Genomic DNA, 22695 nt, shown 5'->3' on the forward strand with positions numbered 1-22695 from the left:
GGGCGCCGGTCAGCGGAGGGGTTCGAAACGCAGGTGCGGTCGGCGGCCCTGCCGGACCCGGAACGCGACCGCGACCAGCGCGGTGAGCACCGCCACCGCCAGTACACCGTGCAGCAGCCCGCGGTCCAGGTAGCCGCCGCCGGTGTGGTCGACGGCGTAGGTGGCGAGTTCCCGGCTGAACCAGAACGGCAGCACCCGCGCCGAGGTGTCGTCCGGGTCGAGCATCATCTGCAGCCCGACCACCGCGAGCAGCACCAGGGTGCCCTCCAGCTCGCGCGGCAGCACCACGCTCAGGGCCAGCCCGAACGACGCCGACACCAGTACGGTCAGCGCCATGATCGCGGCGATCGCCCCGTACCGGACGTCGTGCTGGTCCAGCCGGACGAGCAGGAAGTACGGGGCGCTCAGCAGCACGCCGACCGCCCACAGCGCGGCCAGCCGACCGGCGATCAGATGCCGTGCGGAGTACCCGGACAGCCGCAGCCGCGGCTCGATCGTCCGTGCCGCGCTGCCGGCGAACAGCGCCGCCGTGGACAGCGCCCACCCGAGCCCGAGGCAGACGAACCGGATCGACTGGCCGAGCTGGTCGCCGCGGCGGCTGAGGTAGAACGCCAGCGGCAACAGCAGCAGGATGATCAGCACCACTCGGCGCCGCGCCATCTCACGCACCGCCATCTCCGCCACCACCAGGGTCTTCGTCATGGCCGCCCTCCGCTTCGCCGCGTCCGACACCCGGCCGCACCGTCGTCCGACCGGTACCTGCGCTGCCCTGCCGCGACCCTGTCCGACCGGTACCTGTGCTGCCCGGCCGGGCCACCGCCCGGTCGGTACCTGCCGTGGCCTCGCCCGGTCATGCCGCGGCCTCCGCCCGGGTCAGGTCCAGCACCGTGTCGACCCGGTCCAGCTGGTTGAGCAGGTGGGTGACCACCACGATCGCCGTACCGCCGTCCCGCCAGCGCCACACCTGGTGCCAGAAGTCGAGGTACGAGCCACGGTCGAAGCCCTGGTACGGCTCGTCCAGCAGCAGCACGTCCGGGGTGCCGAGCCGGGCCAGCGCCAGGTTCAGCTTCTGCCGGGTACCGCCGGACAGGTGCCGCGCCTGCACGCCCGGCTTCGGCGCCCAGTCCAGCGCCGCGGCGTCGCCGAGGCCGGCGCGGCGGGCGGCGGAGCGGTCCAGGCCGCGGCCCGCGCCGATCAGCACGAAGTGTTCGTCGGCGGTGAGGAAGTCGCTGACCCCGCCGTCCTGCGGGCAGTACCCGAGGCGGCCGTCGATCCGTACCGTGCCACGGTCCGGCCGGGCCAGCCCGGCGCAGATGCGCAGCAGGGTGCTCTTGCCGGAGCCGTTGGCGCCGATGATCGCGGCGACCTCGCCGGCCCGTACGGTCAGGTCCACGTCGGCGAGCACGGTGCGCCGCCGGTACCGCTTGGTGATGCCGCGGGCCGCGAGCCGCACCGGGCCGACGACACGGCCGCGCGGTGCGGGCGCCGGGCCGCCGACGCTCGCGGCGACCGCCGCCGCGTACGTGTCCGGCGGTCCGAACGCGGCGAGCGGCGACTCACCGCTGTCCCGCAGGTGCGCCGCCGCCTCGGCCACCACGTGCCCGGTCAGGTCCGACCCGAGCCCGTGCCGGTGCAGTTCGGCGGCCAGCGCAGCCAGCCATCCGTCCGTCCTCATCGGCCCCCTCCGGTATCCGTGCGCGCCGGGCGCGCCGCCGGCATCCCTGCTCATCGGGCCCCTCCGGCATCCCTGCTCATCGGCCGCCTCCGGTATCCGTGGTCATCGGCCGCCTCCGGTATCGCATCGAGCACCTCCGGCATCCGCGCTCACCCCGGCGCCTCCCGGCATCCCTGGCCATCGGGCGCCGCCGGCATCCCTGCCATCGGGCGCCGCATCCGCGGTCACTGGGCGCCGCCGGCAGCCGTGCGCACCGCGGTGCCCCCGGTCGACAGGATCGCGCCGACCCGACCGGCGAAGCCGGACCAGTCGGTGGCCGCCTGCCGCAGCGTGGTCTCACCCGCCGCGGTGAGCCGGTAGTACTTCCGAGCGGGGCCCGACTCGCCGCCCCGCCAGCGGGCGGCGATCAGCCCGGCCCGCTGCAGCCGCAACAGCACCGGGTAGAGCGTGCCGCCCTGGATCGGGCCGAGGCCGGCGGCGTCGAGCGCCTGCGCGAGCTGGTAACCGTACGACTCGCCGGCGGCGAGCGTACCCAGCACGCACAGGTCGAGCACCCCGCGCAGCCACTGCGCCCGCCGATCCTGTTCCACCGGGGCAACCTAGCACGTACCGCGGCCAGCTAGATAGCCGCACTACTTACTGGTCGCGAGCGGCGCCGCGAGCCCGCCCGGCGGTACGGTCAGGCGCCGAGGAGATGCTCGCTGAGCAGCTGGTGGACGGGATGCGGGCCGAGCTCGCTGCGGAACAGCAGCAGCCGGTCGACCCGGAACGGGGCGCCGGTGAACCCGCGCAGCAGGTCGAGGTCGGCGGACAGCTCGGCCGGGCCGACCTTGTCGCCGGGCCGGGCCAGGGTCAGGTGCGGCCGGAACGGCTTGTCGTCGTACGGCAGGCGGGCCCGGCGCAGCTGCCGGCGCACGCCGCGGGCCAACCCGGCGAACGCGCCCAGCGCGCCCTCGTCGGCGCCGTCGACACCCGCCCACAGCACCGCGAACCGGCCCCGACCGAACCGGCCGCCGCCGGCCAGTCGCAGCCGCAGCGGGGCGGCCGGGCCGGCCGCGGCGGTCAAGGCCGCGGACACGTCCGGCACCCGGGTCTCCGGCACGTCACCGAGGAACGCGACGGTCAGGTGCCAGCGGGCCCGGTCGGCGAGCCGGACGCCGGCCCGGAACGTGGCGAGGCGATCGACCAGTTCACCGAGCTCGGCAAGCGCCTCGGCCGGCGGCCGCACCGCGACGAACAGCCGCACGCTCGGCCCCTCCGCGGCCGACCGGCCCGGTCGCCGCGGGCGGCGGGGCGCCGGATGCCGCCGGTCCGCCGGGGTCACAGCGTCGCGTCGGCGAGCAACCGGCGCAGGTGGTCGACCGGGGCCCGGTCGCCGTCGATGGCGGCGGCGTCGGCCGGCGCCCGGTTCCACAGCCAGCGCAGCATCGTCGGCGGGTCGGCCCGGACCGTGACCTCCCCCGCGCCACCCGGGGTCAGCTCGATGCCCGCCGCGGTGACCCGCACCGCGAACCGGGCGGCACCGGCGTCCAGGCAGACCGTCCGGCCGTCACCGGCCCGCAGCAGCGCGGCGGTGTCCGGGTCGTCCGGGAACGCGTTCGTCCCCCAGGTGAGCATCACGCGCAGCACCTCGTCGACGCCGTCCAGCGCCAGGTCGTCCGGGATCGGGGTGACCGCGCCGGCGGCGAGTTCCGCATCGGTGCGGTGGATCGCCGTCTCCTGCGCCATCCGCCGCAGCCAGAACGCGACGGTCTGGTCGTCCGGATAGAACGTCCAGGTCGGGTCGGTCGGCGAGCGCCGGTCGAACTCGGCGGACAGCTCGGCGAACGACCGATCGAACAGCGCCAGGGTCGGCTCGGCGTCGAGGTCCGGCGGCCAGTTCGCCGGCTGTGCGCCCTGCCGCATCGCGGCGACCTTGTGCAGGTAGACCTGAGCGACGTGCCGGACCAGGTCGTCGACCGACCAGTCGGGGCAGCTCGGCACCGGCGCGGCCAGCTGGTCGGCGGCCACCGCCCGCAGCCGCGCGGCATCGGCGGCCAGACACTCCCGGTACCGCGCCGCCGTCAACGGCGCGCCGGCCGCGGCGTCGTTCGAGTTGACAGAGTCCATGGCGCCACCCTGGCACACCCCACCGACAGTTCCACCGCCAACGCGGAACCCGTCCACCCGGCACCGACCGAAGCGGCCGCACTCCGAGATCACGTCACGTGTTTGGCCGCCGCATGGCGGCCAAACACGGGCTGCGGCGAGACCAGCCGCGGGTGCGGCACGGGACGTACCCGCATGGCCAGGCGCGCACCCCGCCGGTGCGACCGGTACCCGAGGACGACGGCGGCGGCGAGGATCGACGCGACGCCGCCGACCCACAGCGTGGAGCGGGCGCCGAGCGTACCGGCGAGCCAGCCGACGATCGGCGCGAACACCGGCGTGGACCCCTGGAAGACCAGTACGTAGAGGGCCATCACCCGGCCGCGGAACTGCTCGCCGACGCCGAGCTGGATCCGCTGGTTCGCCGCCTGGGCCAGGTAGATCATGAAGAACCCGGTGCAGAACAGCAGGCCGGTCGCGGCCAGGTAACCCGGGGCGAACCCGGCGAGCGTCTCGAACACGCCGAACCCGAACGCCGCCCCGATCACCGTGTACGAGGAGGGCCGCGAGCTGCGCCGGCTCGACGCGAGGGCGCCGACCAGCGCGCCGGCGGCGAGCGCCGTGGTGAGCAGCCCGAACGAGGCGGCGCCCCGGTGGAACACGGTCTTCGACAGCAGCGCCAGGGTGAGCTGGAAGTTGAACCCGAGCGCGCCGATCACCAGCATCAGCGCCATCGGCAGCAGCAGGTCGGGCCGTCGCGCCGCGTACCGGATGCCGTCGGCGATGCGGGCGGCGGGCACCTTCCGGCGGGCGGAGCGGTACAGGTCGGCCGGGCGCATCAGGGCCAGCGCGGTCAGCGTGGCCGCGTAGGTCAGCGAGTTGAGCAGGAAGACCGGTCCGGTATCGATCAGCGAGATGGCCACGCCGGCGATCGCCGGGCCGACGATGCGGGCGGCGTTGAACACCGCGGAGTTGAGCGAGATCGCGTTCGGCAGCAGCGCGCCGCCGACCATCTCGGACACGAACGACTGCCGGGCCGGGTTGTCGATGGCGTTCGCGGTGCCGAGGCAGGCGGCGAGCAGCAGCACGTGCCACAGCTGGATGGCGCCGGTGAGCGTCAGTACGCCGAGCGCGACGGCGACCATCCCGGCGCCGATGTTGGTGAACATCAGCAGCTTGCGCTTGTCGTACCGGTCGGCGAGCTTCCCGCCGTAGAGGGTGAGCGCGACGACGGGCAGGAACTGCAGCGCGGTGACCCAGCCGAGGGCGGCGCCGGAGTTGTGCGACAGGTGCAGCACCGTCCAGTCCTGGGCGGTGAACTGCATCCAGTTGCCGATGAGCGAGACCACCTGGCCGGTGGCGAACAGGCGGTAGTTGCGGACCTTCAGCGAACGGAACGTGTGGGCCACGGAAGCGTTCATGTGGCGGGCGGGTCGCCTCCTCGAAGCGGTCGGTACGTCGGTGTTGCCGACGGTCCGACCCGGCGCCCCGCGCGCGTGCCCGGCTACTCCGCCTGGGCGATGCGGGCCAGCAGCTCGGCGGCGCGACGGAGCGTCTCGCGCTCCTCGCCGGTCAGCTCGGCCAGCCGTTGGGCCAGCCACGCGTCCCGCGCCTTCCGGTCCGCCACGACGATCTGTCGCCCCTGCTCGGTGGGGGCGAGGATGACCTGCCGCCCGTCGGTCGGGTGTGGCGTGCGTTGCACCAGCCCGCGCCCCTCCAGCGCCGCCACCGTCCGGGTCACGGACGGCGGCTGCACCCGTTCGGCGTCGGCCAGCTCCTTCGGCGACAGCGCGCCGGCCAGCTCGAGGCTGGTCAGTGCGGACAGCTGGCTCTGGGTGAGCTCGCTGACCGGGCGGGCGCGACGCAACCGGCGGTTGAGCCGGGTGATCGCGGTCCGCAGGGTCGCGGCGAGTTGCGCCGAGCTGACCCTCCTGGTGGAGCCGGTGCCCCCACGTGTCATGGCACCAGGATGACACGTGGCCGCCGGGGGTGGCGTGAACGGTCGGGCCGTCACGAAGCCGGCACCACGGTCGGCGCCGGCCCCGATCGTTAGCCTAGCTCATTACCTTCGCTAACGAACACGATTCGTGCCGGCCGTCACCCGCACCGTGACCGCGGTAACGATCATCCTTCGGGACGGACCAGGACGACGTAGCGCAGCCCGGTGGTGCTCGCCGCGAACTCGTCGACCCGGACGAAACCCGACGAGCCGACCACCCGCAGCGCCCGCGCGTTGTCCGCCGCGACCGTCACCCGGAACGCCGGGGGCGCGAACCGCTCCCGCCCGTACGCCAGGCCCACGGCCAGCGCGCGCCGCCCCAGGCCCTGCCCGGTACGCGACGGGCGCAGGCCACCGCCGGTGTCGAGCGCGGCGTCGTCGTACCGCCAGCCGGGGACCCGGCCGTCCGGGCCGAACGACCGGAACCCGATCAGCTCGCCGCCGTCCACCAGCGCGACGAACCCGTTCGCCGGGTCCAGCAGCGGTGCCGCCTCGGTCAGGTCGTACCGCTGGTACGGCGGCCGATAGCGCCAGGTGGCGATGTCCGCGGCGTACCCGGGGGTCATGGCGACGATGCGCATGCCGCCAGCAGACCGCGGTCCGCCACCGTCGGCAACCGGATTCAGTGCACGCCGAGCCAGGCCTCGATCGGGTGGATCGCGAAGTACACCGCGAAGAACGCCGCGACGACCCACAGCAGCCAGTGGATCCGCCGTACCTTGCCGACCGCGACCTGCAGCACCACGTAGGCGAGGAAGCCGGCGCCGATGCCGTTGGTGATCGAGTACGTGAAGGGCATCAGGATGATCGTCAGGAACGCCGGGATGGCGATCTCGAACTTCGTCCACGGGATGTCCTTGACCTGCGTCATCAGCAGGAACCCGACGACCACCAGGGCCGGCGCCGCGGCCTGCGACGGCACGATGCCCACCAGCGGGGAGAAGAACATCGCCAGCGCGAACAGCACCCCGGTGACCAGGTTCGAGAACCCGGTCCGGGCGCCCTCGCCGACCCCGGCGGTCGACTCGACGAAGCAGGTGTTCGAGGAGGCGGACGCGGCGCCGCCGGCCATCGCGGCCAACCCGTCGATGAACAGCACCCGCCCGATGCCCGGCAGGTGGCCCTTCTCGTCCACCAGGCCGGCCTCGTTGCTGACGCCGATGATGGTGCCCATCGCGTCGAAGAAGTCCGACAGCACCAGGGTGAACACGAACAGCACCGCGGTCACCGCGCCGGCCGAGGCGAACCCGCCGATCAGGTCCACCTTGCCGACCAGCCCGAAGTCCGGCAGCGCCACGATCTTGTCCGGCAGCGTCGGGGTGGTCAGCCCCCAGCCGTGCTTCGGCACGGTGACGATCGCGTTCAGGATCATCGCGAGCACCGTCGAGACGACGATGCTGATCAGGATCGCGCCGCGCACCTTGCGGATCAGCAGTACCAGGGTCAGCAGCACGCCGAAGCAGAAGATGATGGTCGGCCAGCCGCGCAGCACGTTGTCGATGCCCAGCTGGACGGGCGTGGTGGCGTCGGGCGTCTTGATGCGGGTGACGAAGCCGGCGTCGACGAACCCGATGAACGCCACGAACAGCCCGATACCGACGCTGATCGCCTGCTTGAGCGGCAGCGGGATCGCCGCCATGATGGCCTGCCGCAGGCCGGTGACCACCAGGACGCAGATCACCGCGCCCTCGATGACGACCAGCCCCATCGCCTGCGGCCAGGTCATCTGCGGCGCCAGCTGGAACGCGACGACCCCGTTGAGGCCCAGCCCGGCGGCGATCGCCAGCGGCAGGTTGCCGCCGACGCCCATGATGATCGTCATCACCGCGGCGACCAGCGCGGTCGAGGTGACCAGCTGCGCGTTGTTCAGGTGGTGGCCGAGCTTGTCGGTCGCGCCGCCCAGGATCAGCGGGTTGAGCACCAGGATGTAGGCCATCGTGAAGAACGTGGCGAGCCCGCCGCGGATCTCCCGCGGCATCGTCGACCCGCGCTGGCTGATCCTGAAGTACCGGTCGATCGGGTTCCGGGGCGCCCGGGGTGGGATGCCGGTCACGGCCGCGTCCTGCGCCATCGCTGTCCTTCCGAGGATCCTGCGGAGCCCCGACCCGGTGACCGTCGGGGCCCTCTGTCGGCCGGCTCGGCGGGCGCGCCGACCTGGTCCGCCTGCCGTAGCGTGCCAGACACCGACGTCCGGCACGTTACCGACTCGGCCGACCGGCCGCGGCCCCGGACGCGCCGGTGCGGCGAGGTCGGTCGCGTGGTCGCGGTGCGCCACCGGACGTCGCGGTGCGCCACCGAGGCGCGACGGTCGGTCGAGCCGGGAAGGAGGCGGGCGACGCGATGCGACGCAGGTTCGTGCTGGTGTCCGCCGTGGTCACGGTGTTGGTCGTGGCCGTCTTCGCGGTGCCGCTCGCCTGGCTCGCCTACCAGTACGCGTACGACCGGGCGATGTCCGGCGCCGAACGCGAGGTCGTCGCCGTCGGTACGGTGCTCGCGGTCGACGGCGACCGCGGCGAGATCCTGCACGCGGTGGCCAGTACGTCGGCCGGGCAGGCGAACCGGCTCACCGTGCACCTGCCGGACGGTACGGTCGCCGGCCCGTCCGGGTGGGCCCCGCGCGCGGTGACCCGGCGGGTGCTGCGTACCGGTCGGGGCGAGACGCTGCCGGTCGGCGACGGGGTGGTGCACCTGCATCCGACCCCGACCGCAACGGGCGGCGTCGCGGTGGTGGAGATCCTGGTACCGGACGGGCTGCTGCACCGTGGCGTCCACCTGGCGTGGGCCGGCCTGGCGTCGGTGAGCCTGCTGCTGGTGGTGGGCGCCGCGGTGCTCGCCGACCGGCTCGCCGCCGGGCCGGTGCGGGCCACCCGGCAGCTGGCCCGGGCCGCCGGCGCGCTCGGTGACGGCGATCTGACCGTACGGGTGGTGCCGGACGGGCCGCCGGAGATCGCCTCGGCCGGCGCCGCGTTCAACGACCTGGCCGGCCGGGTCGCGGCGCTGCTCGCGGCCGAACGGGAGCTGGTCGCCGACCTGTCGCACCGGCTGCGTACCCCGCTGACCGCGCTGCGGCTCGGCGTCGAGGCGCTGCCGGACGGCGCCGACAAGGACCGGCTGTCCGGCGCCGCCGAGGCGGTCGAGCAGCAGGTCGACGCGGTCATCGCGCGGGCCCGGGAGCCGCTCGCGGCGAGCCCGGCCGGGCACTGCGATCTGCGCGCGGTGGTCGGCGAGCGGGTCGCGTACTGGGCCGCGCTGGCCGAGGACCAGGACCGGTCGTTCACGCTCGGGCCGATCCCGGCACCGGTGATGGTGCCGGTACCCGACGCCGAGCTGTGCGACGCGCTGGACTCCCTGCTGGGCAACGTCTTCCGGCACACCCCGGAGGGCACCGGCTTCGCGGTACGGGTGGCGACCGAGCCGGGCCGGGCGACGGTGACGATCGACGACGCCGGCCCGGGCATCCCGGCGGCGCCGCGACGCGGCCGGTCCGACTCGTCCACCGGGCTCGGGTTGTCCATCGCCCGCCGGGTCGCCGAGGCCGGCGGCGGCGAGCTCACCATCGGTACCTCGCCGCTCGGCGGCGCCCGCGTCGTGCTCGCCTTCACCACCACGGCCGCCCAGCGCGGTTGACCAGGTGGGGGCAAACGCCTGCCGGCCGACCGCCACGATCGACCCCCGGCGGCGCCGGGTCAGTTCGGGGTGGGGGCGAGCAGTTTGATGCCGACGCCGCGGACGGTGTGCAGGTAGCGCGGCGCCGCGGCGGTCTCGCCGAGCTTGCGGCGCAGCCAGGAGATGTGCACGTCGATGGTGGCGTCGTCGCCGCCGTCCGGCTGCCCCCACACCTCGGCCAGCACCTCCCGCCGGGACACCACCGCGCCGGGCCGGGCCGCGAGGTAGGCGAGCAGGTCGAACTCGCGGCGGGCCAGCGACAGCGGCCGGCCGTCCAGCGCCGCCTCCCGGGCCGCCGCGTCCAGCCGCAGCCCGCCGACCGCGATCGCCCCGGCGACCGTGGGCGCCGCCCGGCGCAGCACCGCGGAGATGCGCGCCGCGAGGTGCGCCGCCGAGTACGGCTTGGTCAGGTAGTCGTCCGCGCCGGCGTTGAGCAGCCGGACGATGTCGGCCTCCCGGTCGCGCGCGGTGGCGATCAGCACCGGCACCGTCGAGCGGGCCCGGATCATCCGCAGCGCCGCGGTGCCGTCCAGGTCGGGCAGGCCCAGGTCGAGCACCACGACGTCGGGCGCGTGCTCGGCCAGGGCGGTCAGCGCGCCGCGCGCGTCGGCGGACTCGGTCACGTGGTGGCCGAACGACGACATCGCCCGCACCAGGGCAGCCCTGATCGTGGTGTCGTCCTCGACCAGCAGCACCCGTGCCATGGCGACACGGTACCGGGACCGGGAGAATGACCGCATGCCCCGCCGCCCCCGCCTGAGGCTGTTGACCGGTCTGGCCGCGCTGTTCGTCGCGGTCCTGATCGGCGCCGCGGCGATGTGGTACGGGCTGACCTCCGTCGTCGACCCCACCGTTCAGGAGCCACCGGTACCGCCGGGCGGCAGTTCCGGTCGCTGAGAGCTGCGCCGGTCGCCGAGCGTTGTCGCGGAACCACTTGTCCTGGTTGCCGTTGGTTCCCTAGGGTTCTTTCGTCGACGTTGCTGATGGGTGCCGTCACTGTGCGGTACCCGGGTGGGGCGGCGGGCCCGCGCCGCCCCACCCCCTGTAACGGCTGTCTCCTCCGCCGGCCGGAGGGGCTCGCCCACGGGCGTTCGGGTCGTAGGCTTGCGACGTGCGCCGATACCCACCACGCCCGGTCCCCGAGCCGCTCGACACCAACGCGGTGCCGGTGGTGCTGATCGGCATGGCCCTGTGGCTGGCGGCCGGCCTGGTCCTGGTCTTCCTGCGGGCCGCCCTCGGCCACGCCCACCACGGCTGGTGGCTGTGGACCTGCGTGGCCGGGCTGATCATCGGCATCGTGCTGCTGGGCTACGAGTGGCACCGCCGCTGGCGTCGTGCCGTCACCGCCCGCCGCACCGACGACACCACCCCCGCCTGACCGACACCTCGGCTCCCCTGACCGACACCTCGGCCCCCGTGATCGACACCTCGGCCGGCCGGCTTCCGGCGGCGTTCCGGCCGGGCGCCGACGGCGAGTGAGCTGGCCCGGATCGTCCGAGCTGTCGGTTACTCCGGATCGGTCCGGGACGATGCCGACCCGTTCGGTTCGGGGAGCTCGCTGAGCAGCGGAAGGTCGAGCAGGTCGGCGACCGCGACCGGGTCACCGCCGCCCGGCACCGGGTGTCGGCCGGCGAGCCGGTCCAGCAGCCAGGGCCGGTCCAGCACCACCGCGTCGGCCGCCGGTACGGTCCGGTCCGGCGCGACGCGGATCCGCGCCGGCGGCGGCACCTGCTCGGGGTCGAGCACCGCGGCGAGCCGCGGGTAGAGCACCGCGAGCAGCTCGGGCGCGACCGAGCGGTCCGGGTCGCCGAGCCGGTCCAGCAGATCGGCGGCGACGTCCGGATCGGCCTCGGCGGCGTCGAGCAGCTCCGCCAGCCCGCCGTACGCGCCGAGCAGCGCGGCGGTCTCCGCGGGCCCGGGCGCCGGGTCGTACAGCCCGGCCAGTTCGGAGTCGCCGGGCAGCCGGGTGTCGATCGGCCGCCGCCCGTCGAGCACCGGTTGCCGGGCCAGCCACCACCGCTGGTAGCCGGGGACCGGGATCGCCTCGCCGGCCGCGGTGCGCAGCGTGCCGTCGGCGGCCAGCACCGCGGCCAGCGGCGGCGCGGTCAGCAGCGCCAGTGCCGCCGGCCACCGGTCCGGCCGGACCAGGTCCAGGTCGCGGATGCCGCGCAGCCGGTCGATCCGCAGCCCGACCGGGTCGACGTCGGCCGCGATCCGTTCGACCGCCGCCGCCCAGCGGTCCACCTCGACCAGGTCCGCACCGACCGCGTCGCCGTCGGCCGCGCCGACCAGATCGGCCGCGCCGGCCAGGTCGGCCGCGCGGGTCAGGTCGACCAGGTCGACGTCGTGCTCGTCGACGACCTCGAAGCTGGTCAGGACGCCGACGGCGGCGAGCGTGCCGGGCCGGTACCGGTCGGCGAGGTCACCGTCGAGCACCCCGAACGGTGCGTCCGGGACGAACAGGTCGGGCAGCGGGCCGGCGGGCGACAGCAGTTCCCCGGCCGGGTACCAGTCCGGCTCGGCGTCCGGGTCGTCCAGCGGCCGGCCGGGCAGCGCCAGGTCGGACAGCCAGGGCAGCTCGCCCGGCGCCGTGCCGGCCGCCTCGACCAGCGCCAGTACCGCGGCGGCGACCGGTGCCGGCTCCTCGGCGTCCAGCGAGTCGTCCACGGCGGCCCGGACCCGCTCGTCCCGCAGCAGGTCGGACGGGGTGGCCGGGCGGGCACCGAGCCGGGCCAGCAGCGGGTGGGCCGCGTCCGGGTCGGCGACCAGCAGCCCGAGCGGGTTCAGGTCGAGGCCGGCCGGTGGCGGGGTGTCGTCGGGCAGCAGTACCCGGGCCGGGCCGGTCACCGTGCGGCCGTCGGCCAGCGGTACCGGCAGCGCGGCGAGCGCCTCCCGGTCGGCGGTCTCCAGCGTCAGCGCACCGAACCCGGCGTACAGGTCGTGCCACCACCCGGCCGGCCGGTGCAGCCCGGTGACGACCGCGACGATCTCCGCGGTCTCCAGCCGCCGGGTACCGAGCGCGGCCAGGTCGCGGTGCCACCAGCCGGCCGGCAGCAGGTCCGCCAGCAGCCCGGTGAGCGCCGGCACCAACGGATCCGGTACCGCGACCGCCCGGTCCGGGCGGGTCCGGCCACCGTCGGCGGTCGGCAGCAGGTCGCGCTCGCGCAGCGCGGCCAGGCCGGCGGTGCGCAGCGCGTCGGCGAGCGGCCCGGGCGGGAATCCGGCCGGTGGCAGCAGCCCCCGTACCGCCGGGGTGCCGGCCAGGCCGGCCACCAGCTCGGCGTAGACGGCGGCGCAACGATCGAGCACGAAGTCGGTCAGCGGCCCGGCCGGGATCGTCCGCCGGGACGCGGTCAGCGGGAACGACGCGATCAGCCGTACCGGCAGGCCGACCGGCTCGTCGGTCGGCGTCGGCGCGTGCACCACCTGCCCGCTCACCGGCACCGGCAGCCACCCGCCGGCGTCGGCGGCCGCCGAGGGGCCGCGGTCGGTGCGCTCGCCGGGCCCGCCGGTACCGCCGGGCGAGCCGTCCACCGGCTCGGCGGGGCGGATCGGGACGGCGGCCAGGACCGACCAGTCGGTGCGGGCCCGCTCCTCGACCGGGCGGTCGGCGAGCAGTTCGGCCGGTACGATGCCGGCCGCGGTCGCGGTGCGCCAGCGCTGCGCGCGGCCGTCGTCGGTGAGCAGCACGTCGGTGCCCTCGGCCGCGCGGGTCACCACCCGACCATCCATGTCTACTGTGGACAGTTGAGGCAGCCCGAGCAGCAGCGCGGGATCGAAGTCGGCGAGCCGGGTGCGCACCTCGGCGAGCGCCGCGTCGTCGCGCAGCGGCAGCAGCACCTCGGTCGCGTACCCGTCCGGCGGCGCGGCGTCGACCGGCCAGGCCAGCCGCAGCACCGGTACCCGGCCGCCGCGGTGCCGCGCCTCCTCGGCCAGGTGCGGCACGTCGGCGACGACCGCGGTGGTGTCGACGGCGGAGAACCGCACCCCGCCGCGCGTCGAGCGCAGTTGCGGCTCGTCGCTGACCGCCAGTACCGCGGCGAAACCGACGCCGAACCGGCCGATCCCGGCGCCGTCGCGCTTCGCCGAGGCGCGCAGCGAGGTCAGCGCGTCGATCCCGGCCGCGGTCAGCGGCTCGCCGGTGTTCGCCGCGGACAGCGCGACACCACCGTCCACTGTGGACACCAGTCGGAGCCGGAGCCGGCCCGGCACGCCGGCGCGGGCCGCGGCGTCGGCGGCGTTCTGCGCCAGCTCCACCAGCAGCCGGTCGGCGTAGCCGCCGAGGTAGAGGTCCTCCTCGGCGTTCGCGTCCTCCCGGAACCGGGTCGGCGAAGCGGCCCAGGCGGCCCGGATCGCGTCCCGCCGCGCTGCCGTCCCGAACGGATCGGCCCCGCCTCCGGACGACCCCGCATCGCCGCGCGCCGCGACCGCACCGGATGGGTCGGCCGCACCAACAGGGTCGGTGGGGCCGGAGCCGTCGGCGCCGGACGGGTCAGACACGTTCCACGGACGCGTCGTCGTACACGGTGGTCAACGCCTCGACGGTGGGCACCTGGTCGGGCACCACCTCGGAGTGCGCGCCGCAACCGTGGTCGGCGCTGACGGCGCGGCCGTCGTCCGGCGCGAACAGGTTGCCGCACACCCCGAACATCGCCCGCAGCGAGCCGGCGACCGGCAGGTAGAACCCGCAGGTACCGCAGCGGGCGTGCCGCGGCGCGGCCTCGGCGATCGGGGCGGTCGGGCCGTGGTCCGACTCGTACCACCGCTCGGCGGCCTCCAGCCGGCCCTCCCGGCTCATCACCCGGCTGCGGCCCAGCCCCAGCTCGTACGCGGTCTCCTCGACCGCCGGGTCGTCCGACTCCAGGTAGCCGGGGGCGAGCCGGTCGTCGTCGGGCACCGTGGTCATCACGTCACCGACGCCGAGGTCGCCGGGCTGCAGCCGCTCCTGCCACGGCACCCAGGTCGGCGCCATGATCGCGTCCGGGCCGGGCAGCAGCGCCGTCTCGCAGACGGTCACGTGCTTGCTGCGGATCACCCGGGTCACGGTCGCCGCGTAGCGCCAGCCGCGGTAGCCGGGCAGCAGGCACTCGAACAGGTGCATCACCAACCGCTCGCCCTCGGCCCGGGCACCCAGGTGCTCGCCGACGTTGGCGCCGCCGGCCGGATCGGTCTCGGCCAGCGCCGCCCGGGCCAGCTCGACCGCCTCGGCGCAGGCGGCGTCGAGCCGGATCGACCGGCGGCGGGGGGTCGGCGCGGGTTCCGCGGGCTGAGTGGTCACACCCCCATTGTCGCCCAACCGCCGCCCGCCGTACCCCGCACCCCGGTACCGGGCGGTCCGGCCGGCCCGGCTGCGACCGGGCTCACAGCGGCAGCCGTGACATCCGCGGCCGGTCGCCCGTCTTCCCCACGAACGCGCCGGGACTCCGGCGCACCACCGAAGGAGGAACCATGCGGGTATTCGTCGCCGGAGCGACCGGCGTGGTCGGTCGCCAGCTGCTGCCGTTGCTGGCCGAGGTGGGTCACGAGCCGATCGGGATGGCGCGTACGGCCGCGGCGGCCGACCGGGTCCGGGAGCTCGGCGGCCGGCCGGTACGGGCCGACGCGCTGGACCCGGACGGGGTCGCCCAGGCCGTCCGGACCACCGCACCGGACGCCATCGTCAACATGCTGACCGCGATCCCGGCGAAGCTGGACGTCCGGCACACGGCGCGAGATTTCGCCGCCACCAACCGGCTGCGTACCGAGGGGACCCGGAATCTGCTCGCGGCGGCCGAGCGCACCGGGGTGGCGCGGGTGATCGCGCAGGGGCTGGCCTACGCGTACGAACCGGCGGACGGGGTGGCGAACGAGGACGCGCCGCTGTGGGCGAACCCGCCGGCGCAGTTCGTCCCGATCCTCGCCGCGCTGCGCGAGCTGGAACGGCAGACCACTGCGGCCGGCGGCCTGGTGCTGCGGCTCGGCCACCTGTACGGGCCGGGGTCGGCGTTCGCCGCGGACGGCCAGTTCACCCAGCAGGTGCGCGCCGGCAAGCTGCCGGTCGTCGGCGGCGGTACGGCCACGTTCTCGTTCCTGCACGGCGCGGACGCCGCCAGCGCGATCGTCGCCGCGCTCGACCGGCCGGTACGCGGCGTGCTGAACGTGGTCGACGACGACCCCGCGCCGGCCCGCGAGTGGATCCCGGCGCTGGCCCGGATCGTCGGCGGCCGCACACCGATGCGACTGCCCGCCGCGCTGGCCCGGCCGGCGATCGGCGGGTGGGGCGTGGCGTTCATGACCCGGCTGCGCGGCGCCGACAACGCCCGCGCCCGGCTGTCGCTGGACTGGCGCCCGCGGTACGCGTCGTGGCGGGACGGCTTCGCCGCCGAGTTGACCAGGACCGCCGATGTCTCCGCATGATGGGGTGGTGAGCGACGAGTTCGAGGACCACCGCCGGCTGCTGCTCGGCCTCGGGTACCGGATGACCGGCAGCATGTGGGACGCCGAGGACCTGGTGCAGGAGGCGTACCTGCGGTGGCGCCGCACCGATCGCGGCCAGGTACGGGACGTGCGCGCGTTCCTGCTGACCGTGGTGTCCCGGCTCGCGCTGGACCAGCTGCGCTCCGCGCGGGCGAAGCGGGAGACCTACCCCGGGCCGTGGCTGCCGGAGCCGGTCGCCACCGACGCGCTCGACCCGCTGGACACCGCCGAGCTGCGCGACACCGTCTCGTACGCGACGATGCACCTGCTGGAGCGGCTGTCCCCGCCGGAGCGCGCGGTGTTCCTGCTGCGCGAGGCGTTCGCCCTGCCGTACGACCAGATCGCCGGGATGCTCGACCTGACCGCCGGTGCCTGCCGGCAGATGCACCACCGGGCCACCCGGCGGCTCGCCGACGGCCCGGACCGGTTCCAGCCGTCGGCGGACGAGCACCGGGAGATCCTGACCAGGTTCCTCGCCGCCGCCCGCAGCGGCGACACGACCGAGCTGACCGCGCTGCTCGCCGAGGACGTCACCGCCTGGAACGACGGCGGCGGGAAGGTACGCGCCGCGCTCCGGCCAGTGTTCGGCCGGGACAACGTGCTCGCGTTCGTGGCCGGGCTGGTCGCCCGGTACCCGATCGAGACGACGGAGATCGTCGAGGTGAACGGCTCGGTGGCATTGCGGCTGGCCATCGACGGCGGCCACCAGGTCGTCACGGCGTCCGTACGGGACGGGCGGATCCACGACCTGTTCGCGGTGCTCAACCCCGACAAGTTGCGGCACGTCGACCCGGGCACCGGCTGATCGGGCCGGGGGCTTCGCGCGGTGCCGCGACGGCGCGGTGGCGCCGCTCGGCCGGGCGCAGCGCCGGACGCTGTCAGCGTCGTTCGCGCTGACAGGCGGGTCACGTGCCGGTTTCGATCGTGGTCCGGGCGGACGGTCCGCGGCTACCGTCCGGTGCGGGCGAGCACGGTGCCGGCCGACCGGCACGCCTCCGGAACATCCACAGTGGACAGACGGGGATGGGCCGCACCGAACGTCCGGGACCGGTCGCCGGGACCGACGGCGCGAGCCGTCGCGTCGAGCGCCGCACGCCGGCGCCAGGTGTCCCACCACGTTCGAGACCACGACACGCCACGGGGAGAGTTCATGCGCAAACGGATCCAGTTCGCGATGGCGGCGGTGGTGGCGATCACCGCCGCCCTGGCCGCGACCGTGCCGGCGGGCGCGACAGCGACCGTGCCGGCGGGCGCGACGGCGACCGTACCGGCCAGCGCGACCGCGGGCGCTACGGCGGGCGACACCCCGACGTTCCACGACTCGTTCGACGGCGCCCACGACGCCGACCCGGGGTACGGGTTGAACGACGGCCTGGCCGACCGGCAGGGCACCGGCGGCGTGACGTACACCCGGGTGTCCGGTCTGTGGAACACCGGCACCGCACCGCGACCGTGGTACTCGCAGGTCAACCACCCCGAGCACGCCGACACCCTGTCGTTCTTCCAGGGCACCTCGGCGGTCCGGATGGACGCGCCGGTGGTCGCCACCGACGACGCCACGTCGGTGTCGGCGACCCTGACGCCCGTGGTGGGCAGCACCACCTCGGGTGCCTGGTCCTCGATCGTGCTCAGCCACGACGCGAGGAGCTGGGGCTACGTCAGCAACGCCGACGTGGACCTGTCGGTACTCGTGCGGTCCGACGGGAGCGTCCAGGTGTTCCAGGCCGGCACCCTGGTGCGCAACCTCCCCGACTTCGCGTCCGGTGGCACCTACCGGGTGAGGCTCTCGGTGGCCGGGCAGACGCTCCACCTCAGCGTCGACGACGCCACCACGACGGTGCCGCTGCCGGCGGCGGTGCCGGACCGGACCTGGCTGTACCTCGGCCGGTACGGCAGCAACGAGACGGACGTCTCCACGGTCGACGACCTGGCGGCCGGGGCGGTCGACAGCACCGCGCTGCGCCGGCCGGCCGGCTCGCACCTGCGCTACACCGGCTACTTCGCGGCGCGCCAGACCCGCGACGGCGGCAACCACCTGGACGAGGTCGCCGGGCGCTCGAACCTCGACTTCGTCACCATCAGCGACGCCGACAAGTACCGGCCGGAGGAACTGGAACACTGCGCGCCGAAGTCCTGCGTGGTCTACACCGGCAACGAGTTCTTCCAGTGCTCGTCCACCGCCTGCCCGCTGTACCCGAACGCGGCGGACCGCTGGGCCACGCTCGCCGAGCAGGTCCGCCCGTACCTGGACCGGATCGCCGCGTTCTCCGTCCTCGACGAGCCGTACTGGCGGCACGCGAGCTACGACGACGTCGCCACCTCGGCGAGCCTGGTCAAGAAGACCTACCCGGACCTCCCGGTGCTGCTCAACGAGGCCGGACCCGCCGTCACCGACACGTTCCGGGTACCCGACCAGGTGGACTGGGTCGCGTTCGACTGGTACTGCCAGTCCCCGACCCGCATCGACGCGACCCTCGACACCCTCGAACGGCAGGTGCCGGACCGGCCCGGACGGGAGCTGTTCCTGTTCGCCGAGGCGACCCCGATCTGCGCCGGCCAGACCGACCAGTCCGTGGCCGCCGGACTCGACCGGTACCGGCGGATCGCCGAGGCGCACCCGCGGGTGGCCGGCCTGCTCCTGTTCGGGCCGTGGACCGGAGTCGGCCCCGACTCGCCGGGGCCCGGGAAGCCGACCCCGTCGCAGTACCCGCTGTCCACCGACGCGCAGGAGCGGCTGGCGGCGCGCATCCTCGGTGACACCAACTGACCTCTCGCACTCGGGCGATGGCCGACCCGCCACCGCACGACGCCGGCACGCCTTCCCGTGCCCTCGCGGGCCGGCCGCCGGCCCAGGCCGGGCCCGGCAGCCGGTCGGCCGCTCCCGTTCGGCCGCAGAGCTGGCCCGGCCCGGTCCCGTTCGACCGCAGAGATGGCCCGGCTGCCCTCCGTGCGTCAGGATGGGGGGCATGTCCTGGCTGCGTCCGGTTGCCGTCGTACTGCGGTTGATCGTGCGCGGTGTGACCGGAGTCGTCGGCGGGGTCGAGTGGCTGACCCGCAAGACGGCGGGCCGGGTGCGGTCCGCGCGCGACCGCGGCGGCGCCGGCGACACCGGGATGATCCGGCTGCTCGACCTGCACGCCGCCTCCTGCGCGGGCGACGCGCTGGTCGCGATCGGCCTGGCCGGCACGATCTTCTTCGCCGGTGCCACCAGCGACGCCCGCACCAAGGTCGCGCTGTACCTGCTCGTCACGATGGCGCCGTTCGCGGTGCTGGCACCGGTGGTCGGCCCGCTGCTCGACCGGTTCCGGCACGGCCGGCGGTACGCGCTCGCGGTGACGTTCCTCGGCCGGGCGTTCCTGGCCTGGGTGATCTCCGACCAGATGAACACGATCGCGCTCTACCCGGCCGCGTTCGGCGTGCTGGTGCTGTCCCGCTCGTACGGGGTGGCCCGGTCGGCGGCGGTGCCCCGGCTGCTGCCCCGCCGGCTCGGCCTGGTCGAGGCCGGCGCCCGCGCGTCCCTGTTCGGTACGGTCGCCGGCGGGGTCATCGGCGCGATCGGGGTGGCGTTGGCCTGGTTCGGGCCGCAGTGGCCGCTGCGGCTGGCAACGGTGGTGTTCGTGTTCGGCATGGTGGTGGCGCTGCGGCTGCCACCGAAGGCCGACTCCGAGCCGCCGGAGACGCCGCCGCGCATCTTCCAGGTGTTCCGCTCGGTCGGGGTCAAGGTGCTGACCGGCCGGCTGGTGTGGGCCGCGCTCGCCGGCAGCGCCACCCTGCGCGCCGGGTACGGCTTCCTCACCCTGTTCTTCGCGTTCCGGATCCGGGAGGGCGACTTCGCGCTGCGCGTCGCCGGGTACCGGCTGCCGCAGACCGCGCTGCTCGCCGTGGTCGTCGGCGGTCTGGGCGTCGGCTCGTTCCTCGCCACCGCGGTGTGCACCCGGCTGACCATCCGCCGTCCGCTGCTGTTGCAGGCGGTCGGGCTGGCGCTGACCGGCCTGGCCGGCGTCGCCGCCACGCTCTGGTACACCGCCTGGACGGCGGCGGCCTTGTGCCTGCTCACCGCGTTCTGCTCGGGGGTGGCGAAGCTGTCGGTGGACGCGATCATCCAGGAGCGCATCGGCGAGAAGCTGCGGGCCTCGGCGTTCTCGCACTCGGAGACGCTGCTGATGCTGGCGTTCGTGTTCGGTGGCGCGATCGGTCTGATCCCGCTCGGTGGTACCACCGGGGTCGCGATCCTCGCCGCCGGCGTGCTGGCCGCCGCGGTGCGGGTCGGCTGGTGGGCCCGGTCGCTGCGGGCCGAGCGGCTGCGCGGGGTCCCGCACCGGACTCCGGAAGACGAGATCCCGACCGAACGGGTCGAGCCGTCGCCGCGGGCCGACCGCGCCGGGCCGCGTCCGGGTACCGAGCGGGCCGGGGCCGAGCGGGGTGGCGCGCGGCGCGGTGACACCGATCAGGGTTCGGCGGCCGGGGCGACCCGGCGGATGCCGGGCGCGACCACCTCGGCCGCCGACGAGTCGGACACCGAGCCGCTCGTCCCACCCGGCTACCACCTCTACCGCCCGCACCGCGACACCCCGCCGGAAAGCTGACCACCACGCCGGGCACGTGACGTGCCCGGCGTGCCGCAGCGCACCGCGGTCGCCGCGCGGCGGGCTGCTCGCGGCCGGTTCAGCGCTGCTGGGTGGCGAGCCAGTCGTCGAAGGAGGTCGGCGCGATCTCGGCGTCCGGGCCGGGCAGCAGCACCTCGCCGGCCATGGAGGCGTCGAAGATCCCGTTCTGCCAGGTCGGTACCAGCCGGATCGACTCACCGCGGGCCGCGAACGTGCGCCGCGCCATGTCGACCATGTCCTCGGTCGTCGGCCCGGCGAGGTTGCGGTACCGCCCGACCGGCGCGCCGGTGGCGACCCGGGCCAGGACCGCGGAGACGTCGGCCGGGTCGACCGGCTGCAGCAGCAGCGGCGCGATCGGCGCCACCCCGTCCACCGCGAGCCAGCCCGCGACCATCGCCGCGAAGTCGTGGAACTGGGTCGCCGGCACGATGCTGTACGGGACCGGGCCGGCCGCGACGACGTCCTCCTGCGCGCGCTTGCCCGCGTAGTGCGCGTTGCCGGGCACGTCGTGCACCCCGGCGATGGACAGCACGACGTGGTGGCCGACCCCCGCCCGCTGCTCGGCGGCGAGCAGGGTGGTGCTCGCGGTGGTGAAGAACCCGACTGTCTCGGCCTCCTCGGTGGACTCGTTGCTCGTCACGTCGAGCACCGCGTCGGCACCGGCGAGGGCGGCGTCCAGCCCGTCCCCGGTGCGTACGTCGACGCCGTGCGTGCGGCTCATCGGGACGACCTGGTGGCCGGCCCGGGTCAGCGCATCCTGCACCAGGGTGCCGATGTGGCCGGAGGCTCCGGCAACGGCGATCCGCATCTGCCCACTCCCAATCATGGATATCGTAGATCCATAATAGTAGAGCACGGCTATGCTGGCCGGGTGAAGCTGCCGGAAAGCTGCGAATGGGTGCTGCACTGCGCCGCCGCGCTGGCCCAACTGCCCCCCGCGGACACCGCGAGCACCGGCCAGCTCGCCGAACACTTCGGCGTGCCCGCGCCCTACCTGGCCAAGCAGCTGGCGCACCTGGTCCGCGCCGGCGTGCTGGCCGCGTCGACCGGACCGCGCGGCGGGTTCCGGCTCGCCCGGCCGGCGGAGCGCATCACCGTGCTCGACGTGGTCGAGGCGGTCGACGGCGGCACCGACCCGTACCAGTGCCGCGAGCTGCGGCAGCAGGGCCGCGGGGCGGCACCCGCCGAGGAGTGCACCGAACCCTGCGCGCTGGCCGCCACCATGCGCGCCGCGCACGACGCCTGGCGGGCCAGCCTGGCCGCCGTCAGCCTCGCCGACATCGTCGGTACGCTCCCGGCCGAGATCCCGGAGCGCACCCGCCGGCTGCTCTCCCGCCCCCGCTGATCCACCCGGACCGGGACCGTCGCCGAGGCCGGACAGGCCGTGGCGAGCACTGCGCGGTGCGCGCCGCGACGCGCGGACCGCGCGGGGCCGGCTGCCCGCCGGGTCGTGGCGGCTGCGGGGGCGGTGCTGCGGCGGTGTTTGAATGGGCGGATGCTGCCTCGCCTGCTGATCGCCACCGCGGTGGCCGCCGAACGCGACGCGGTGCTGGCCGGCCTCGGCGGCGCCACCGTACTGCCGGACCCGCTCGCGCCGAACGCCGCCGAGGTCACCGTCGTCGAGGTGGGCGTCGGGCCCACCCAGGCCGCCGCCGGTACCTCCCGGGAGATCGCCGTGGCCATCGCCGACAGCGCCCCGTACCAGGCGGTGATCTGCGCCGGGATCGCCGGCGCCTACCCCGGCCGGGCGCGGATCGGCGACATCGTGGTGGCGACCGCGAGCGTCGCCGCCGATCTCGGCGCCGAGTCACCGGGCGGCTTCATCCCGGTCGACGAGCTCGGCTTCGGCGTCAGCCGGTTCGCCGCCGACCCGACGCTGTTCCCCCCGCAGGCCGGGGCGATCAGCGGCGAGATCCTCTCCGTCAGTACCGCCACCGGCACCGCGGAGACCTGCGCCGCACTGACCACCCGGTACCCGGGGGCGGTCGCCGAGGCCATGGAAGGATTCGGGGTCGCGACGGCCGCGGCGCAGCAGGGCCTGCCGTTCGCGGAGGTGCGGGCGATCTCCAACCTGGTCGGCCCGCGCGACACCGCGAGCTGGCGGTTCGACCTCGCCCTGGCCGCCCTCACCAGGACTTTCTCCATCCAGGGGGTCGCATGAGCCAGCGCATCGTGGGCATCGCGCGGCTCGGCGCCTCCTGAGG

General features: G+C 75.1%; 22 protein-coding genes. 9 read left to right on the top strand and 13 right to left on the bottom strand.

What is annotated here, in order from left to right; genetic code table 11:
• Positions 1-9: 9 nt before the first annotated feature.
• From NUM_RS25300 to NUM_RS25340, 9 genes are all read right to left on the bottom strand, one after another.
• A complete protein-coding gene (locus NUM_RS25300; RefSeq protein ID WP_207127422.1) occupies positions 10-702 on the bottom strand; it encodes an ABC transporter permease in 693 nt (230 codons plus the stop codon).
• Between the two features lie 148 nt (positions 703-850).
• On the bottom strand, positions 851-1675 hold the full coding sequence (locus NUM_RS25305) for an ATP-binding cassette domain-containing protein (RefSeq protein WP_207127423.1): 825 nt from the start codon (positions 1673-1675) through the stop codon (positions 851-853).
• Positions 1676-1899: 224 nt separating this feature from the next.
• The gene (locus tag NUM_RS25310) at positions 1900-2265 is read right to left on the bottom strand and encodes a PadR family transcriptional regulator (RefSeq protein WP_207127424.1); all 366 of its coding nucleotides are present in this window, start codon (positions 2263-2265) and stop codon (positions 1900-1902) included.
• Positions 2266-2354: 89 nt separating this feature from the next.
• Positions 2355-2921, bottom strand: coding sequence for an RNA 2',3'-cyclic phosphodiesterase (gene thpR, locus NUM_RS25315; protein ID WP_207127425.1), 567 nt, complete (start codon positions 2919-2921; stop codon positions 2355-2357).
• Positions 2922-2995: 74 nt separating this feature from the next.
• Positions 2996-3784: a maleylpyruvate isomerase family mycothiol-dependent enzyme gene (locus NUM_RS25320; RefSeq protein ID WP_207127426.1), complete on the bottom strand. Its 789-nt coding sequence runs from the start codon at positions 3782-3784 to the stop codon at positions 2996-2998.
• Between the two features lie 89 nt (positions 3785-3873).
• On the bottom strand, positions 3874-5184 hold the full coding sequence (locus tag NUM_RS25325) for an MFS transporter (protein WP_207127427.1): 1311 nt from the start codon (positions 5182-5184) through the stop codon (positions 3874-3876).
• 83 nt (positions 5185-5267) lie between these two features.
• Entirely contained in the window at positions 5268-5723 is a 456-nt protein-coding gene (locus NUM_RS25330; RefSeq protein WP_030448800.1) for a MarR family transcriptional regulator, read from the bottom strand.
• 164 nt (positions 5724-5887) lie between these two features.
• Positions 5888-6343, bottom strand: a complete 456-nt coding sequence (locus NUM_RS25335; protein ID WP_207127428.1) for a GNAT family N-acetyltransferase — start codon at positions 6341-6343, stop codon at positions 5888-5890.
• Positions 6344-6384: 41 nt separating this feature from the next.
• Entirely contained in the window at positions 6385-7833 is a 1449-nt protein-coding gene (locus tag NUM_RS25340; protein WP_207127429.1) for an NCS2 family permease, read from the bottom strand.
• A gap of 269 nt (positions 7834-8102) precedes the next feature.
• Here NUM_RS25340 and NUM_RS25345 point away from each other — a divergent pair, with 269 nt between their 5' ends.
• On the top strand, positions 8103-9389 hold the full coding sequence (locus NUM_RS25345) for a sensor histidine kinase (protein WP_207127430.1): 1287 nt from the start codon (positions 8103-8105) through the stop codon (positions 9387-9389).
• Positions 9390-9448: 59 nt separating this feature from the next.
• On the opposite strand, the gene NUM_RS25350 is transcribed toward NUM_RS25345, so the two are convergent.
• The gene (locus tag NUM_RS25350) at positions 9449-10132 is read right to left on the bottom strand and encodes a response regulator transcription factor (protein WP_207127431.1); all 684 of its coding nucleotides are present in this window, start codon (positions 10130-10132) and stop codon (positions 9449-9451) included.
• 34 nt (positions 10133-10166) lie between these two features.
• Here NUM_RS25350 and NUM_RS25355 point away from each other — a divergent pair, with 34 nt between their 5' ends.
• Together NUM_RS25355 and NUM_RS25360 are read left to right on the top strand one after the other, a co-directional pair.
• On the top strand, positions 10167-10325 hold the full coding sequence (locus NUM_RS25355) for a hypothetical protein (protein WP_207127432.1): 159 nt from the start codon (positions 10167-10169) through the stop codon (positions 10323-10325).
• A gap of 214 nt (positions 10326-10539) precedes the next feature.
• Positions 10540-10806: a DUF2530 domain-containing protein gene (locus tag NUM_RS25360; protein WP_207127433.1), complete on the top strand. Its 267-nt coding sequence runs from the start codon at positions 10540-10542 to the stop codon at positions 10804-10806.
• 128 nt (positions 10807-10934) lie between these two features.
• Here NUM_RS25360 and NUM_RS25365 read toward each other — a convergent pair whose 3' ends face one another.
• Positions 10935-13928, bottom strand: a complete 2994-nt coding sequence (locus NUM_RS25365) for a sacsin N-terminal ATP-binding-like domain-containing protein (protein WP_207127434.1) — start codon at positions 13926-13928, stop codon at positions 10935-10937.
• Positions 13921-14724 carry a DUF3027 domain-containing protein gene (locus NUM_RS25370; RefSeq protein WP_370467054.1) on the bottom strand — a complete coding sequence of 268 codons (804 nt, stop codon included), beginning with the start codon at positions 14722-14724 and terminating at the stop codon, positions 13921-13923. The genes NUM_RS25365 and NUM_RS25370 overlap by 8 nt, the downstream gene beginning before the upstream one ends.
• Positions 14725-14876: 152 nt before the next feature.
• On the opposite strand from NUM_RS25370, the gene NUM_RS25375 reads away from it, so the two are divergent.
• From NUM_RS25375 to NUM_RS25390, 4 genes are all read left to right on the top strand, one after another.
• Entirely contained in the window at positions 14877-15824 is a 948-nt protein-coding gene (locus NUM_RS25375) for an NAD-dependent epimerase/dehydratase family protein (protein WP_207127435.1), read from the top strand.
• 7 nt (positions 15825-15831) lie between these two features.
• Positions 15832-16689: an RNA polymerase sigma factor SigJ gene (gene sigJ / locus NUM_RS25380; RefSeq protein WP_225918845.1), complete on the top strand. Its 858-nt coding sequence runs from the start codon at positions 15832-15834 to the stop codon at positions 16687-16689.
• A gap of 345 nt (positions 16690-17034) precedes the next feature.
• Positions 17035-18651, top strand: coding sequence for a hypothetical protein (locus tag NUM_RS25385; protein WP_207127437.1), 1617 nt, complete (start codon positions 17035-17037; stop codon positions 18649-18651).
• Between the two features lie 199 nt (positions 18652-18850).
• The gene (locus NUM_RS25390) at positions 18851-20470 is read left to right on the top strand and encodes an MFS transporter (RefSeq protein WP_225918846.1); all 1620 of its coding nucleotides are present in this window, start codon (positions 18851-18853) and stop codon (positions 20468-20470) included.
• Positions 20471-20549: 79 nt separating this feature from the next.
• On the opposite strand, the gene NUM_RS25395 is transcribed toward NUM_RS25390, so the two are convergent.
• Entirely contained in the window at positions 20550-21299 is a 750-nt protein-coding gene (locus tag NUM_RS25395) for an SDR family oxidoreductase (RefSeq protein ID WP_207127439.1), read from the bottom strand.
• 63 nt (positions 21300-21362) lie between these two features.
• On the opposite strand from NUM_RS25395, the gene NUM_RS25400 reads away from it, so the two are divergent.
• A complete protein-coding gene (locus tag NUM_RS25400) occupies positions 21363-21836 on the top strand; it encodes an RrF2 family transcriptional regulator (RefSeq protein ID WP_207127440.1) in 474 nt (157 codons plus the stop codon).
• Positions 21837-21989: 153 nt separating this feature from the next.
• Entirely contained in the window at positions 21990-22652 is a 663-nt protein-coding gene (locus NUM_RS25405) for a futalosine hydrolase (protein WP_207127473.1), read from the top strand.
• The last annotated feature ends 43 nt before the right edge of the window (positions 22653-22695 follow it).

The sequence above is a fragment of the Actinocatenispora comari genome, assembly GCF_017312725.1.
Taxonomy (GTDB): domain Bacteria; phylum Actinomycetota; class Actinomycetes; order Mycobacteriales; family Micromonosporaceae; genus Actinocatenispora; species Actinocatenispora comari.

Excerpts from the sequence above, each read along its gene's own strand:
- NUM_RS25300 (WP_207127422.1), bottom strand. The coding sequence starts at position 702 with ATGACGAAGACCCTGGTGGTGGCGGAGATGGCGGTGCGTGAGATGGCG.
- NUM_RS25305 (WP_207127423.1), bottom strand. The coding sequence starts at position 1,675 with ATGAGGACGGACGGATGGCTGGCTGCGCTGGCCGCCGAACTGCACCGG.
- NUM_RS25320 (WP_207127426.1), bottom strand. The coding sequence starts at position 3,784 with ATGGACTCTGTCAACTCGAACGACGCCGCGGCCGGCGCGCCGTTGACG.
- NUM_RS25325 (WP_207127427.1), bottom strand. The coding sequence starts at position 5,184 with ATGAACGCTTCCGTGGCCCACACGTTCCGTTCGCTGAAGGTCCGCAAC.
- NUM_RS25330 (WP_030448800.1), bottom strand. The coding sequence starts at position 5,723 with ATGACACGTGGGGGCACCGGCTCCACCAGGAGGGTCAGCTCGGCGCAA.
- NUM_RS25335 (WP_207127428.1), bottom strand. The coding sequence starts at position 6,343 with ATGCGCATCGTCGCCATGACCCCCGGGTACGCCGCGGACATCGCCACC.
- NUM_RS25340 (WP_207127429.1), bottom strand. The coding sequence starts at position 7,833 with ATGGCGCAGGACGCGGCCGTGACCGGCATCCCACCCCGGGCGCCCCGG.
- NUM_RS25345 (WP_207127430.1), top strand. The coding sequence starts at position 8,103 with ATGCGACGCAGGTTCGTGCTGGTGTCCGCCGTGGTCACGGTGTTGGTC.
- NUM_RS25350 (WP_207127431.1), bottom strand. The coding sequence starts at position 10,132 with ATGGCACGGGTGCTGCTGGTCGAGGACGACACCACGATCAGGGCTGCC.
- NUM_RS25355 (WP_207127432.1), top strand. The coding sequence starts at position 10,167 with ATGCCCCGCCGCCCCCGCCTGAGGCTGTTGACCGGTCTGGCCGCGCTG.
- NUM_RS25375 (WP_207127435.1), top strand. The coding sequence starts at position 14,877 with ATGCGGGTATTCGTCGCCGGAGCGACCGGCGTGGTCGGTCGCCAGCTG.
- NUM_RS25385 (WP_207127437.1), top strand. The coding sequence starts at position 17,035 with ATGCGCAAACGGATCCAGTTCGCGATGGCGGCGGTGGTGGCGATCACC.
- NUM_RS25390 (WP_225918846.1), top strand. The coding sequence starts at position 18,851 with ATGTCCTGGCTGCGTCCGGTTGCCGTCGTACTGCGGTTGATCGTGCGC.
- NUM_RS25395 (WP_207127439.1), bottom strand. The coding sequence starts at position 21,299 with ATGCGGATCGCCGTTGCCGGAGCCTCCGGCCACATCGGCACCCTGGTG.